14 protein-coding genes are annotated in these 12935 nt (G+C 70.8%); 8 read left to right on the top strand and 6 right to left on the bottom strand.

What is annotated here, in order from left to right; genetic code table 11:
* Positions 1-141: 141 nt before the first annotated feature.
* Positions 142-684: a helix-turn-helix domain-containing protein gene (locus AC07EG_RS06765; protein WP_478252048.1), complete on the bottom strand. Its 543-nt coding sequence runs from the start codon at positions 682-684 to the stop codon at positions 142-144.
* Positions 685-741: 57 nt separating this feature from the next.
* Here AC07EG_RS06765 and AC07EG_RS06760 point away from each other — a divergent pair, with 57 nt between their 5' ends.
* Positions 742-1668, top strand: a complete 927-nt coding sequence (locus AC07EG_RS06760) for an alpha/beta hydrolase (protein ID WP_478252047.1) — start codon at positions 742-744, stop codon at positions 1666-1668.
* Positions 1665-2381 carry a TylF/MycF/NovP-related O-methyltransferase gene (locus AC07EG_RS06755; RefSeq protein WP_478252046.1) on the top strand — a complete coding sequence of 239 codons (717 nt, stop codon included), beginning with the start codon at positions 1665-1667 and terminating at the stop codon, positions 2379-2381. The genes AC07EG_RS06760 and AC07EG_RS06755 overlap by 4 nt, the downstream gene beginning before the upstream one ends.
* A 45-nt stretch (positions 2382-2426) precedes the next feature.
* Here the strand turns inward: AC07EG_RS06755 and AC07EG_RS06750 are convergent, their stop codons facing one another.
* Both AC07EG_RS06750 and AC07EG_RS06745 read right to left on the bottom strand, forming a co-directional pair.
* Positions 2427-3212 (bottom strand): SDR family NAD(P)-dependent oxidoreductase, encoded by a 786-nt coding sequence (locus tag AC07EG_RS06750; protein WP_478252045.1) that lies wholly within the window; start codon positions 3210-3212, stop codon positions 2427-2429.
* A gap of 91 nt (positions 3213-3303) precedes the next feature.
* Positions 3304-4263 carry an NAD-dependent epimerase/dehydratase family protein gene (locus AC07EG_RS06745; protein ID WP_478252044.1) on the bottom strand — a complete coding sequence of 320 codons (960 nt, stop codon included), beginning with the start codon at positions 4261-4263 and terminating at the stop codon, positions 3304-3306.
* A gap of 41 nt (positions 4264-4304) precedes the next feature.
* Between AC07EG_RS06745 and AC07EG_RS06740 the strand changes: the two genes are divergently transcribed.
* The 4 genes from AC07EG_RS06740 to AC07EG_RS06725 are packed head-to-tail and all read left to right on the top strand — an operon-like array spanning position 4305 to position 8207.
* Positions 4305-5186, top strand: a complete 882-nt coding sequence (locus tag AC07EG_RS06740; RefSeq protein ID WP_478252043.1) for a polysaccharide pyruvyl transferase family protein — start codon at positions 4305-4307, stop codon at positions 5184-5186.
* Positions 5183-6010, top strand: a complete 828-nt coding sequence (locus tag AC07EG_RS06735) for a glycosyltransferase family 2 protein (protein ID WP_478252042.1) — start codon at positions 5183-5185, stop codon at positions 6008-6010. The genes AC07EG_RS06740 and AC07EG_RS06735 overlap by 4 nt, the downstream gene beginning before the upstream one ends.
* Positions 6007-6894, top strand: a complete 888-nt coding sequence (locus AC07EG_RS06730; RefSeq protein WP_478252041.1) for a glycosyltransferase family 2 protein — start codon at positions 6007-6009, stop codon at positions 6892-6894. The genes AC07EG_RS06735 and AC07EG_RS06730 overlap by 4 nt, the downstream gene beginning before the upstream one ends.
* A 44-nt stretch (positions 6895-6938) precedes the next feature.
* Positions 6939-8207 carry an ATP-grasp domain-containing protein gene (locus AC07EG_RS06725; protein ID WP_478252040.1) on the top strand — a complete coding sequence of 423 codons (1269 nt, stop codon included), beginning with the start codon at positions 6939-6941 and terminating at the stop codon, positions 8205-8207.
* A 122-nt stretch (positions 8208-8329) separates the two neighbouring features.
* Here AC07EG_RS06725 and AC07EG_RS06720 read toward each other — a convergent pair whose 3' ends face one another.
* The 3 genes from AC07EG_RS06720 to AC07EG_RS06710 are packed head-to-tail and all read right to left on the bottom strand — an operon-like array spanning position 8330 to position 10451.
* Positions 8330-9232, bottom strand: a complete 903-nt coding sequence (locus tag AC07EG_RS06720) for an alpha/beta hydrolase fold domain-containing protein (RefSeq protein WP_478252039.1) — start codon at positions 9230-9232, stop codon at positions 8330-8332.
* 35 nt (positions 9233-9267) lie between these two features.
* Positions 9268-9456: a CDGSH iron-sulfur domain-containing protein gene (locus tag AC07EG_RS06715; RefSeq protein WP_478252038.1), complete on the bottom strand. Its 189-nt coding sequence runs from the start codon at positions 9454-9456 to the stop codon at positions 9268-9270.
* A complete protein-coding gene (locus AC07EG_RS06710) occupies positions 9453-10451 on the bottom strand; it encodes a DNA topoisomerase IB (RefSeq protein ID WP_478252036.1) in 999 nt (332 codons plus the stop codon). Before AC07EG_RS06710 ends, AC07EG_RS06715 begins: the two co-directional genes overlap by 4 nt.
* A gap of 119 nt (positions 10452-10570) precedes the next feature.
* On the opposite strand from AC07EG_RS06710, the gene AC07EG_RS06705 reads away from it, so the two are divergent.
* Together AC07EG_RS06705 and AC07EG_RS06700 are read left to right on the top strand one after the other, a co-directional pair.
* Positions 10571-11533, top strand: a complete 963-nt coding sequence (locus AC07EG_RS06705) for a glycosyltransferase (RefSeq protein WP_478252035.1) — start codon at positions 10571-10573, stop codon at positions 11531-11533.
* Between the two features lie 22 nt (positions 11534-11555).
* Complete coding sequence (locus AC07EG_RS06700) at positions 11556-12764, top strand: glycosyltransferase (RefSeq protein WP_478252034.1); 1209 nt, start codon at positions 11556-11558, stop codon at positions 12762-12764.
* Positions 12765-12935: the final 171 nt, after the last annotated feature.

Raw genomic sequence — 12935 nt, 5'->3', positions numbered from 1 at the left:
CAGTCCGATTTGGACACGCCGCCGAAGGTGGCGGAGCCGACGATGGTGCCCATCGCCGGGCTGCCGGTGCGGAAGAACAGTTCGTTGAACGCCGGCGTGACGGCGAATGGACCGTTCGGTGGAGGAGCGCGGCGAAGGGAGTCAGTGGTCGGTACCCGGTTTCTCCAACGGGAACAGAATCGGGCTGAGCAGGTACTGGGTGCGCTCCGCGGTCGGCGGGTTCGCCAGGTGCGGGACGATCGCGGCACGCAGGCCGCCGATCAGGCCGGCGAGTTCGGCCGGGCTGAGCCAGAGGGCGTGCTGGCGGTAGCCGACGGAATCGCCGACCGGGTCGGGGTGGTCGCCGTCGAGGTAGGCGCCGAATTCGGCGATCAGGATGGTCATCGCGACGGCGAAACCCCGGCGGTGGTCCTCCGGGGAGATCGAGGCGACCGCTTCGGCGTCGATCACCGCGCGTTCGCGGCTCAGCCGGTACCGCCGTTCGACCGCGCCACGCACCCGCTGCTCACCGTCGACCCGCAGCACCCCGGCGTCGGCGAGCAGGCCGACGTGCCGGTAGACCGTCGCCTTCGACACGTCCGGGGTGCGCTCGCACAGTTCGGCGGTGGTCAGCGCCCGATCCCCGGACAGGGCGTGCACGATCCGCAGCCGCACCGGGTGCACCAGCAGTTCCAAGGTGTCCACCCCGCAACGATCTCACATCGTGCTACCGTTCTCAAAAAGTGCGAAAGGTGGAGGGTCATGGCACGCGGAACACCGCCGCTCGGGCGGCACCACGAGGTCGGCGGAAGACGGCTGGCGTTGCACCGCTCCGGCGAAGGCGGCCCCGCCGTGGTCTTCCTGCCCGGCGCGGGCCTGGTCGGGCTGGAATTCCTCAACGTGCACGAGCGCGCCGCCGAACTGACCACCAGCGTGCTCTACGACCGCGGCGGCACCGGCTGGAGCGACGAGATCGCCCTGCCCCGCAGTGCTGCCGAGGTGGCCGAAGAACTTCGCGAACTGCTGCGCACCGCCGGGGTTCCGGCGCCGTACGTGCTGGCCGGGCATTCGCTCGGCGCGTTCTACGCCCGCCGGTACGCGCAGTTGTTCCCGGCGGAGGTGGCCGGCCTGCTCTTGCTCGACCCCGGGCACGAGGACATCTTCGACTACCTGCCCGCCGAAGCGGTCGCGCTGAACGAGCAGATGAACGAGCAGGAGATCCCCGAGCTGACCGCGGAGCAACTGGCGCAGTCGCGGGTGGCGCTCGCCGAGTTGTACGCCGAATGGCCGGACGCGGTGCGGGAACCGCTGATCGAGAACCGCCTGGCGCTTTGGCGGACTGGGTTGGCGGAGACGGCCAATTTCGAAAGCGAGCTGTACGGCGAACTGCGGGCCGGGGGAGAACTGCCCGACGTGCCGATGATCGTGTTCACCGCGACGGGCCGCAACCCGTACTGGGCGCAGTTCGCCGACGAAGACCTCGAACGGCGGTTGCACGAAGGGCTGTTCGCGATGCACGCGGCAATGGCCGCCTCGGTGCCGCGCGGGGAACACCGCCGATTGGCCGACGCGCCGCACCAGTACCCCCAGGTTCGGCACGCCGGCGAACTGGCTGCCGCGATCGGCGACCTCGTCGGTTGTTCCAGGAGAAGAGGAAGCGGGGCAGGAATTGATAATCTGATGGCATGACACCATGGTATGAATCGCAGCGTTTCCTGCGCAAACTCCGGCGCTTTTCCGCCGGGGAAAACGCGGCCGAACACGCCGAGCACCAGGAATTGTTCCGCCGATTTTCCGCGTACAGCCTGATCACCGAGGACCTCTTCTGCGACAACCTCGCCCTGGTGCGGGAACGGCTGCGCGACCTCGGCGGCGCGGTGGTGGAGTGCGGCACCTGGAAGGGTGGCATGGCCGCGGCGATGATGCGGATCGGCGGCCCGGACCGCGACTACCACTTCTACGACTCGTTCTCGGACGGCCTGCCGCAGGCCACACCCACCGACGGCGAGGACGCGATGACCTGGCAGGCGGCCACCGACGACCCGCTGTACTTCGACAACCTGCGCACCGAGGCCGAGGATTTCCGGGCGCTGGTCGCCGAAGCGGGCTTCCCGTCGGTCCACGTGCACGAGGGCTGGTTCGCCGACACCGTGCCGGGGTACGACGGTGAACCGATCGCGGTGCTCCGGCTCGACGGGGACTGGTACGACTCGACCATGGTGTGCCTGGAACACCTCTACCCGCACGTGCGCGCCGACGGGATCATCATCCTCGACGACTACGACGCCTGGGACGGTTGCAGCCGAGCCGTGCACGATTACCTCTCCGCCACCAAATCCACCGCGCGCATCCGCCGGTTCGGGGAAACCGGGGTCGCGTTGCTGCACAAAGTGGACGAATGAGGAAACGGCGACCCGGGAACGGGCCGCCGCTTTCCCGTGCAATTCTCAGTCGGGCACCGAACCGCAGGTCATGTTGGTGATCGTGCCGGTCATCGCGGCGGCGCGGTCGGAGGCGAGGAAAACCGCGACGGCGGTCATCTCGGCCACCGTCGGCGTGCGCTGCAACATCGTCCGCTCGGCGAGCACGTTCGCGTGGCCTTCGGGGTCGAGGCCGTCGGTGGCTTCGACCGGGGTGTCGAACACGTTGGTGTGCCAGTCTTCCGCCCACGCCCCGGGAATGCCCTCCGACCGCAGGCCGAGCACCCGCACACCGTGCAGGCCGATTTCGGCGGCCAGGCCCCGGGTGAAGGTTTCGATGGCGGCCTCGGCCACGGCCGTGCCGCCCATCAGCGGGCCGACCAGTTTGGCGGGCGGTGAGGTCAGCGTCAGGATCACCCCCGACTGCTGCTTGACCATGTGCCGGGCGGCCGCGCGCATGGTGTGGAAGTTGCCCACCACGGCGGTGTGGATGGGCCGGACGAAGTCCTCCACCTCGATGTCGAGCAGCGGCACCCCGTGCACGTCACCGTGTGAGATGAGGTTGAACGACACGTCGACCGGCCCGATGTCGTCGAGGTGGTTCTCCACGGCCCGCTCGTCGAGCGCGTCGACCACGGCGGTGCAGGCCACGCCGCCCGCCGCGGTGATCTCGGCGGCCACCGCTTCGAGTGGTCCGGCGGTGCGCCCGGCGAGGTGGACGGTGGCGCCGTCGGCGGCGAAGGCCCGCGCCACCGCCCGGCCGAGTGCGCCGCCGGCCCCGTATACGACTGCGATCTTGTCCGCGAGCAACATGGGGACTCTCCTCCGGCACCGTGCTGACCAGGCGTCAGCACGAAGTTACCGGGTGGCACCGGGTCCGGTCGTATCGGATATTGCTCAGTGTTCAAGCATCCGGTTGGTTTGTTTCCGCGAACCACTTGATCGTGTGCCGCAGCCCCTCGGCCGGTGGGGTCTCCGGCTCCCAGCCGAGTTCGGCCTTCGCCAGGCCGATGTCCGGGCAACGGCGGCGCGGGTCGTCCTCGGCGGCTTCGATGTGGGTGATCGGCGACTCGCTGCCGGTCAGCCTGCGCACCTCCTCGGCGATCTCCAGCACGGTCAGCTCGTGCGGGTTGCCGATGTTCATCGGCCCGGGGTGCCCGCTGGCCGCCAGCGCGAGCAAGCCGGTCACCGTGTCGTCGACGTAGCAGATGGACCGGGTCTGCTGCCCCGTTCCGGCCACGGTCAGCGGTTCACCCCGCAGCGCCTGGCTGACGAACGCCGGGATCATCCGGCCGTCACCGGCCCGCATGTTCGGCCCGTAGGTGTTGAAGATGCGGGCGATGGCGGTGTTCGCGCCCCACTCGCGCCGCGCGGCGGCGGTGTACGCCTCGGCGTAGCGCTTGGCCTCGTCGTAGACGCTGCGCGGGCCGATGGGGTTGACGTTGCCCCAGTAGTCCTCGCGCTGCGGGTGCCGTTCGGGGTCGCCGTAGACCTCGCTGGTGGAAGTGAGCAGGAACCGCGCCCCGTGGCGGTGGGCCAGGCCGAGCGCCCACGCGGTGCCCGCGGCGCCGACGGCCAGCGTCTCGAACGGCAGCCGCAGGTAGTCCCGCGGGGAAGCGGGGCAGGCCAGGTGCAGGACCAGGTCGAGCGCACCGGGCGGATCGGGCGGCGCCGTGGTGATGTCCGCCTCCACCAGGCTGAAGCCGGGCTGGTCCAGCAGCTCGCGGAGGTTGTCGCGCACGCCGGTGGCGAAGTTGTCCACGCAGATCACCTGCGTGCCCAAGCTCAGCAGGCGGGCGCACACGTGCGAGCCGACGAAGCCGGCGCCACCGGTGACCACCGCCCGGGTGAAGTTCCAGTCCATGCCGGAGGGTGTACCCGGCGATCAACCGGGTATGCGGGGGCATGCGCGTGCTGCTGACCGGCTGGCCCAGTTTTCTCGACGGCGAAGCGACCGCGGGGGACGTGCTGAGCCTCCGCTCGGTGCGCACGGCGCTGACCTCGGCCGGGATCGACCACGACACCGCGTGGAGCCCCGCCTTCCAGCCCGGGGCGCTGCGGCTGGAGGACGCCGACTCCACGCGGTACTCGCACCTGGTCTTCGTCTGCGGCCCGGCACACGGGGAGCAGGTCCGGCGGCTGCACGAGCGGTTCGCGGACTGCCACCGCATCGCGGCCGGGGTGTCGGTGATCGACCCGGCCGATCCGGCGGTGACCGGCTTCCACCAGGTGCTCGCCAGGGACGAACCCGGCCGCGCCCGCCCGGACCTGGCCTGCTGCGCCGGCACCACCCGCACCCCGGTGATCGGCGTCGCACTGGCTCCCGGCCAGCGCGAGTACGGCGACAGGCGGCGCCACGACGCCGTGCACGCCGCGCTGGACGACTGGCTGAACACCCTCGACTGCGCCCGGGTGCCGGTGGACACCCGGCTCGACACCCGCGACTGGCGCAACTGCGCGACGCCGGACCAGTTCACCTCGCTGCTGACCCGGCTGGACGCACTGGTCACCACCCGGTTGCACGGACTGGTGCTCGGCCTGCGGGCCGGGGTGCCGGTGCTCGCCATCGATCCGGTGGAAGGCGGCGGCAAGGTGACCGCGCAGGCCCGTGCCCTGGGCTGGCCGGCGCTGGTCGACGCGGGAACGGCGGTGGTGCCGGGTGCCTTCGACCACTGGTGGGCGTGGTGCCTGTCCGCACGGGGACGGGTGAGCGCGGTGGTCCACGAGGCGCCGTCCGACCAGCCCATGCTCGACGAACTCTTGGCCGGACTGCGGGGGTACCGATGAAGACGACGGTGGTCATCGCGACCAGGAACCGGGCCGGTGAACTCGCGCGCACCCTGCGCGAGCTCTCGGCGTTGCGGCCGCGGCCGCCGATCATCGTGGTGGACAACGCTTCCACCGACCACACCGCGGACGTGGCCACCGCGGCGGGTGCCGAACTGCTGTCCCTGCCCCAGAACCTGGGTGCCACCGCGCGGAACGTCGGGGTGGAAGCCGCCCGCACGCCGTACGTGGCGTTCAGCGACGACGACTCGTGGTGGGCACCGGACGCGCTGGCCAAGGCCGAACTGCTCTTCGACCGCCACCCCCGGCTCGGCCTGATCGCCGGGAAAACCCTGGTGGGCCCGGAAAACCGGCCGGACCCGGTGGTCGAGCTGATGGCGGGCAGCCCGCTCGGGCGGGACGCGGGCACCCCCGGCCCGGCCGTGCTGGGCTTCCTCGCCTGCTCGGCGATCGTCCGCAGGACGGCCTACGCCGACTGCGGGGGCTTCGACCCGCTGCTGCACTTCGGCGCGGAGGAGAAACTGCTCTCCTACGACCTCGCCGCCTGCGGCTGGCAACTCTGCTACGTCGAAGACATCGTGGCGCACCACCACCCGTCGGCGGTGCGCCTGCCCGCCGCCCGCAGGCGGCGGCTCGAAGCCCGCAACAACCTGCTGATCACCTGGCTGCGGCGGGCACCGAAGGACTGCGTCACCGCGGCGGTCACGGCTTCGCCGCGGGCGCTGGCCGGCGCGGTCCGCCGGTTGCCGAAGGTGCTGCGGCAACGACGACGGCTGCCGCGGGCGGTGGAAGCCCGGGTGCGGCTGCTGGAGGGAAGCGCATGAGGACGACCGTGGTGATCATCACCAGGGACCGGTGCGGGGAACTGATGCACACGCTGGCGTGCATGACCGCGCTGCCGGACGCCGCGCCGATCGTGGTGGTGGACAACGGATCCAGCGACGGCACCGCCGAGGCGGTCCGGACGCGGTACCCGGGGGTCGAGCTGATCCGGGCCGAACGGAACCTCGGCGCGCTCGGCCGCAACGTCGCGGTCAGCCGCGTCACCACGCCGTACGTGGCGTTCTGCGACGACGACACGCGCTGGCAGCCCGGGGCGCTGACCAGGGCGGCGGACCTGCTGGACGCGCACCCCGGCCTGGGTTCGGTCACCGGCCGCTGCCTGGTCGAACCGGACCTGGTCGAGGACCCGATCACCCCGGAACTGCGGTACTCGCCGGTACGCGGGCCGGACTGGCTGCCCGGACCGGCGTTGCTCGGCGTGATGGCGGGGCTGTCGATGTTCCGGGTGAGCGCCTTCGAAGGCGTCGGCGGCTTCTCGCGGCAGATGTGGTTCGGCGGCGAGGAGGAACTGCTGGCGCTCGACCTCGCGGCGGCGGGCTGGTGGATGTGCTGGGCCGAGGACGTGGTGATCCACCACGCCCCGTCGAAGGCCAGGGACGCGCGCCGACGGCGGCAGCTGGGCATCCGCAACACGCTGTGGACGCTGTGGCTGCGACGGCCCGTGCGCAGTGCGTGGCGGCGCACGGTGAGCGTGCTCGGCTCGGCCCCGCGGGACCGGTTCACCGCCGGTGCGGTGGTGGAAGCTTTGCGCGGCCTGCCCTGGGTACTCCGGTCGCGGCGGGTGGTACCCGAGGTGGTCGAAGCCGGTCTGGTCGAATTGGAGCAGTCGCAGCGGAATTCGGTGGCCCGCCGGTACGTCGGCTGACCGGGTGCAGTTTCGGGAAATTTCCCACCGGGTACCGCTCTTGCATGGCGATCGATATTTTTGTCTTGGGATTGGACGAAGCGAACGAACGCACCCTGCGGAGGATCCCCGGTGCGGAGGACTACCGCTTCCACGGCGTGCTGACCATCGAGGACATCCAGCACGGCGAGATCCCGATCGAGGACCTGCTGGAGAAGGCGCAGCGCCAACTGGACGCGTTCGACGGTGAGATCGGGGCCATCGTGGGCTACTGGGACTTCCCGGTGAGCACCATGGTGCCGATCCTGTGCCGGCGGTACGGCCTGCCATCGGCCCCGCTGGAGGCCATCGTCAAGTGCGAGCACAAGTACTGGTCCCGGCTGGAACAGGCCAAGGTGATCGACGAGTACCCCGAGTTCGCGATCGTGGACCTGGCCGGGCAACCGGAGAAACCGGAGAAGATCGACTATCCGATGTGGCTCAAACCGGTCAAGTCGTTCTCCTCGGAACTGGCCTTCCACGTCGGGGACCAGACGGAGTTCGACCAGGCGGTCAAGGAGATCTGCGACGGCATCGGCCGGGTGGGCAAGCCGTTCCAGTTCGTGATGGACCAGCTCGAACTGCCGCGGGAGATCGCGGAAATCGGTGGTGAGGCGTGCCTGGCCGAAGGTGCGCTGACCGGGGTCCAGGCCGCGGTGGAGGGTTACGCCTACAACGGCGAGGTGGTCGTCTACGGCGCGCTCGATTCGATCAACTACCCGGGCACGACGTCGTTCCTGCGGCACCAGTACCCCTCGCAGCTGCCCGACGAGGCGCAGGAGCGGATGACTGAGATCGCCAAGCGGGTGATCAAGCAGGTGGGCCTGGACCACGGCACGTTCAGCATCGAGTACTTCGTGCACCCGGAGAGCAACCAGGTGTCCGTGCTGGAGATCAACCCGCGGCACTCGCAGTCGCACGCGGAGATCTTCGAGGACGTCGACGGGGTGCCGAACCACTACCGCGTGGTGCAACTGGGCCTCGGCAAGGACCCGGCGGCCCCGTCGCGGCGCGGGAAGTGGTCGATCTCGGCCAAGTGGTACCACCGCCGCTTCGAGGACGGGGTGGTCGAACGCGTGCCGACGCCGGAGGAGATCGCCGAGATCGAGCGCAGGATCCCCGGCGTGCAGATCGAGCTGGTGGCCCAGGAGGGCACCCGGTTGTCCGACCTGCCCGCCCAGGACAGCTACAGCTTCGAACTCGCCGACATGGTGATCGGCGCGGCCACCGAGAAGGAGATGGAGCAGAAGTTCGACGCGGTGGTCGAAGCCCTGCACTTCGAGTTTTCTGAGTAGTCTGCCTCGCCTCCGGCGAGGCGGCGAGGTCGCTTTTGAGCCGGTCACTGGAGTGGCACACCGTGCCGCGGGCGGCCCGGCGCGCCACACTCCAGTGACCGGCGCGACCTCGCAGTCGGGGGTCAGCGCAGGACGGTGTGCACGATCCGGCGCGTGGCGTCCCTGGCTTCCGGCAAGGTGGTCAGCATCCACGCGTGGAACATGCCCTCGTACTCCCAGTACTCCAGGTCGACCCCGCGCTCGGCGGTCAGGGTGCGCAGCCGGCGGGCATCGGCGAGCAGGACGTCCCTGGTGCCGACGAACAGGCTCAGCCGCCCCAGGCCGGTCAGCTTGCCGTTGATCGGGCTCAGCCACGGGTCGTCGGCGGGCAGGCCGCCGGAGTACAGGCGAGCCGCCTCCACCAGGCCCGGCACGCTCAGGTACGGGTCCAGCGGATCCAGTGCCGCCAGGCTCGGGTGGCTCATCGTGGCGTCGAGCCACGGGGAGAGCAGCACGATCTCCTTGGGCTGGTCCTCACCGTTGTCCCGCAGCTGCTCGGCGAGCACCAGCGACAGCGCCCCACCGGCGGAGTCGCCCATCAGCACCCGGCTGTGCGGGTCGGTGTCACCGAGGACGCGGTCGTGGATCCGCTTGACCAGCGGCACGGTTTCGGCACAGGTCGAATCGGGGGCGAGCGGGTAGACCGGCACGGTCACCGCACCACCGGTGTGCAGCGCCAGCCGCCGCGCGAACTCCCAGTGGTCGCGCTGGATCTCGTGCACGTAGGCACCGCCGTGGAAGTACAGCACGTGCCGCGTGCTGGTCGGGGCGTGCGGGCGGATCGTGTGGCACGCCGTCCCGTCCACATCGGTGCAGGTGACGCGGGTGCCGCGGTGGATCAGCGAGGGTGGCTCCTCGCGGTCGTGGCGACGCCCGCTCTGCACGCTTTCGCGCAGTTTCTCCGGATCGGCGAACACCTGCTTGCGGCGCATGAGCCGCATCGAGGCGATCAGGGCCCTGGCTCGAATGCTCGGTGCGGAACGCATACCGGTGCATACCCCACCCCGCCGCCGGGTACTCCTCAGCGCTTCCTGGCGCGGTGGCTGGTGTCGCAGAACGGGAACCGCTTGCTCCGGCGGCAGGCGCACAGCGCGACCACGAACCGGTCCGAGCACTCCGTCGTGCCGTCGGGCAGCTCGATCTCCACCGGGCCCTCCACCAGCACCGGACCGCCCGGCACCATCCGCACCCGACGTGGCTCTGCTGTCATTCGGTCCTCCCTTTCAGCAACCGCACCACCGCGCGTTCCAGCGTTTCCCGGCGTCGCTCGTCGTCGAGGTCCCTGGCCCGCCGGACCGCCCGCTCGATGGTCTCGCCCTCTTCGAACGCCCGCACCAGGCGCGGGTCCACATAGGAGTCCCTGGCCACGGCGGGCGTGTTGCCCAGTGCCTCGGCGACTTCCTTCATCACCGCGGTCACCGTGCGCTTCGACACCCGGTCGGCGTTGCGGCCGAACGCGGCGGCCGCCAGCACGGTGGCGTTCCAGGTGCGCAGGTCCTTCGCGGTGAACTCCTCACCGGCCAGTTCCTTGAACCGCTCGTTGATGTCCTCGGCGCGCACTTCGTGCCAGCTCGCCCTGCCGTTGCGGTAGACCAGTAGCCGGTCACTACCGGAGTCGTTGCGCCGCAACGCTTTCACCGACTTCGCCAGCAGCTCGTCGCGCACCGAGATGGCCCGGTTGATACCGCCCTTCGCGACGTAGCGGAACCGCAGTTCGTCACCGCTGAGCCGGACGTGCTCGCGCAGCAGCGTGGCCACGCCGTGCGTGCCGTTCTCCTCCTTGTACTCCTCACCGCCGGTGCGGAAGATACCGCGGTCGAGCAGCCGCAGCGCGGTGCCCAGCACCCGCTCCCGGCCGAGCCCCGGTGAGCCGAGGTCCTCGGTCACCGCGCGCCGCCAGCGCGGCAGCCTGCGGGCCAGGTCGAGCACGCGGTCGTGCTTCTCCGCGTCCCGTTCACGGCGCCACTCCTCGTGGTAGAGGTACTGGCGGCGACCGGCGTCGTCCACCCCGACGGCCTGGATGTGCCCCTGGTGGTCCGGGCAGATCCACACCTCGCGCCAGGCGGGCGGGATGACCAGCCCCTTGATCCTGGCGAGCACGTCGGGGTCGTCGAGCTTGTCACCCTCCGGGGTCAGGTAGCTGAAGCCGCGGCCGCGCCGGACCCGCCGGAGGCCGGGCCCGTGGACGTCACTGCGGATCAGCAAAGCGCGCTCCTCGATCGAACCGGTGGTCGGGACCGGCCCCGGATACCCCGGCGGCGGCCGCGCACACGTAGTTGGCGATCTCGTGTTTAGGCCACTTCTGCCGGGAAACTACTTCAACCATGGAAGTGCTTGCCTGGCATGTGCACGGCTCGTGGATGAACGCCTTCGTCCGCGGGGGGCACCGCTACCTCCTGCCGACACTGGCCGAAGGGGGCCCGTGGGGCCTCGGCCGGGCGGGCCGCCCGTGGGGCGACAACGTCGTCGAAGTGGGCGCGGCGGAACTGGCCGACACCCCGGTGGACGTGGTGGTGCTCCAGCGGCCGGAAGAGCTCGACCGCGCCGAGGAGCTGCTCGGGCGGCGGCCGGGGCGGGACGTGCCCGCGGTCTACGTCGAGCACAACACCCCGCTCGGGAACGTGCCGGACACCCGGCACCCGCTGGCGGACCAGCAGGAGATCCCGATCGTCCACGTGACCCACTTCAACCAGCTGATCTGGGACTCCGGGGACGCGCCGGTGATGGTCATCCCGCACGGCGTGCCGGACCCGGGGGAGCTCTACACCGGGGTCGAGGAACGCGCGGCCGTGGTGGTCAACGAGCCGATCCGCCGGGGCAGGCGGACCGGGACCGACCTGCTGCCCGCGTTCTGCCGCGCGGCTCCGGTGGACGTCTTCGGCATGGGTCTCGACGGGCTGAACGAGCACGTCGGGGTGGACGCGGACCGGCTGCGGCCGATCGGCGACCTGCCGCTGGGCGAACTGCACCGGGAACTGGCCGCGCGGCGGGTCTACGTGCACACCGCCCGGTGGACCTCGCTCGGGTTGTCCCTGATCGAAGCCATGCACCTGGGCATGCCGGTGGTCGCGCTGGCGACCACCGAGGCGGCGGTGACCGTGCCCCCCGAAGCCGGGCTGGCCGCCACCGACGTCGGAAAGCTCACCACGGTGGTCCGCGAGTTCGTCGCGGACCCCGACCGGGCCCGGTCCGCCGGGAAGGCCGCGCGGGAACACGCGCTGGCGCACCACGGTCTCGGCGAGTTCCTGCACAACTGGGACACGCTGTTCGGCCGGGTTATCGCATGAACGAGTTCGCTGGAGGTAGCCGATGAAGATCGCGATGGTCTCGGAGCACGCCAACCCGCTGGCGGCACTGGGCGGGGTGGACGCCGGCGGGCAGAACCTGCACGTGGCCGAGCTTTCGGCCGCGCTGGCGAGAGCGGGCCATCGGGTGACGGTCTACACGCGACGCGACGATCCGGACCAACCGGACGAAGTGGTCACCGCCGCCGGGGTCACCGTGCGCCACCTCACCGCGGGGCCGGTGCGCACGGTGCCGAAGGACGACCTGCTGCCGTACATGAACGAATTCGCGCTGCGGCTGGAACAGGACTGGCTGGCCGAGCCACCGGACGTGGTGCACTCGCACTTCTGGATGTCCGGGCTGGCCTCGGTGCTCGCGGCGAAGTCGGCGGGGGTGCCGGTGGTGCACACCTTCCACGCCCTCGGCGTGGTCAAGCGGCGGCACCAGGGCGACGCCGACACCAGCCCGCCCGACCGCAACCGCATCGAGCGCATGGTGGGCAAGCACGCCGCGCGGATCGCGGCGACCTGTTCGGACGAGGTGTTCGAGCTGATCCGGATGGGCGTGCCGCGGTCGGCGATCTCGGTGGTGCCGTGCGGGGTGGACCTGACGCGGTTCACGCCCACCGGCCCGGCCGAGGCCAAGGGCGCGCAGCGGCGCCTGCTCGCGGTGGGCAGGCTGGTGCCCCGCAAGGGTTTCTCCACCGCGATCGCGGCGCTGCGGGCGGTGCCCGACACCGAACTGGTGATCGCGGGCGGTTCGGACGACCAGGACGAGGAAGCGAACCGCCTGCGCTGGTTCGCCGAGCGCATGGGCGTGGCCGACCGGGTGCACCTGCGTGGTGCGGTGTCCCGTGACGACATGCCCGCCCTGATGCGCTCGGCCGACCTGGTGCTCTGCACGCCGTGGTACGAGCCGTTCGGCATCGTGCCGCTGGAAGCGATGGCCTGCGGGGTGCCGGTGGTGGCCTCCGCGGTCGGCGGGCTGACCGACACCGTGGTCGACGGGTTCACCGGCGCACTGGTGCCGCCCCGCCAGCCGGGGCCGCTGGCGGCGAAGATCCGCGAGCTGCTGGCCGATCCGGTGACCCGGGAGGCGTACGGCGCGGCGGGGTCCGATCGGGCGAACGCCCGTTATTCGTGGGACCGCATCGCCGCGGACACCCTGCGCGTGTACTCGAACGTGCTCTCGGTCAACGCCCCGGCCGCCATGCTGGCGGGTTCGGACAACTGACCCCGGATTCCCGGTGCGGCCGGTCCCGCTCCCGCCGGACGGCCCGGCTTTCCACGCGCCGGAGAGTCGCTTCAAGGCGTTACCGACTGTACGCCCGGACAGCGAGAAAGAGCAGGAAATCGTTTGAGAGCCGCTTCAACGGGTAGCGACACAGGAGAGAGCGGCCGTCGA

The organism is Amycolatopsis sp. NPDC045836, from assembly GCF_056431745.1.
Note: the sequence above shows the minus strand (reverse complement) of the source record. Positions and strands in the feature narration are given on the sequence as shown.

Coding starts and splice junctions, on each gene's coding strand:
- AC07EG_RS06720 (WP_478252039.1), bottom strand. CDS start 9,232: ATGCGTTCCGCACCGAGCATTCGAGCCAGGGCCCTGATCGCCTCGATG.
- AC07EG_RS06755 (WP_478252046.1), top strand. CDS start 1,665: ATGACACCATGGTATGAATCGCAGCGTTTCCTGCGCAAACTCCGGCGC.
- AC07EG_RS06735 (WP_478252042.1), top strand. CDS start 5,183: ATGAAGACGACGGTGGTCATCGCGACCAGGAACCGGGCCGGTGAACTC.
- AC07EG_RS06740 (WP_478252043.1), top strand. CDS start 4,305: ATGCGCGTGCTGCTGACCGGCTGGCCCAGTTTTCTCGACGGCGAAGCG.
- AC07EG_RS06715 (WP_478252038.1), bottom strand. CDS start 9,456: ATGACAGCAGAGCCACGTCGGGTGCGGATGGTGCCGGGCGGTCCGGTG.
- AC07EG_RS06750 (WP_478252045.1), bottom strand. CDS start 3,212: ATGTTGCTCGCGGACAAGATCGCAGTCGTATACGGGGCCGGCGGCGCA.
- AC07EG_RS06730 (WP_478252041.1), top strand. CDS start 6,007: ATGAGGACGACCGTGGTGATCATCACCAGGGACCGGTGCGGGGAACTG.
- AC07EG_RS06745 (WP_478252044.1), bottom strand. CDS start 4,263: ATGGACTGGAACTTCACCCGGGCGGTGGTCACCGGTGGCGCCGGCTTC.
- AC07EG_RS06725 (WP_478252040.1), top strand. CDS start 6,939: ATGGCGATCGATATTTTTGTCTTGGGATTGGACGAAGCGAACGAACGC.
- AC07EG_RS06700 (WP_478252034.1), top strand. CDS start 11,556: ATGAAGATCGCGATGGTCTCGGAGCACGCCAACCCGCTGGCGGCACTG.
- AC07EG_RS06760 (WP_478252047.1), top strand. CDS start 742: ATGGCACGCGGAACACCGCCGCTCGGGCGGCACCACGAGGTCGGCGGA.
- AC07EG_RS06705 (WP_478252035.1), top strand. CDS start 10,571: ATGGAAGTGCTTGCCTGGCATGTGCACGGCTCGTGGATGAACGCCTTC.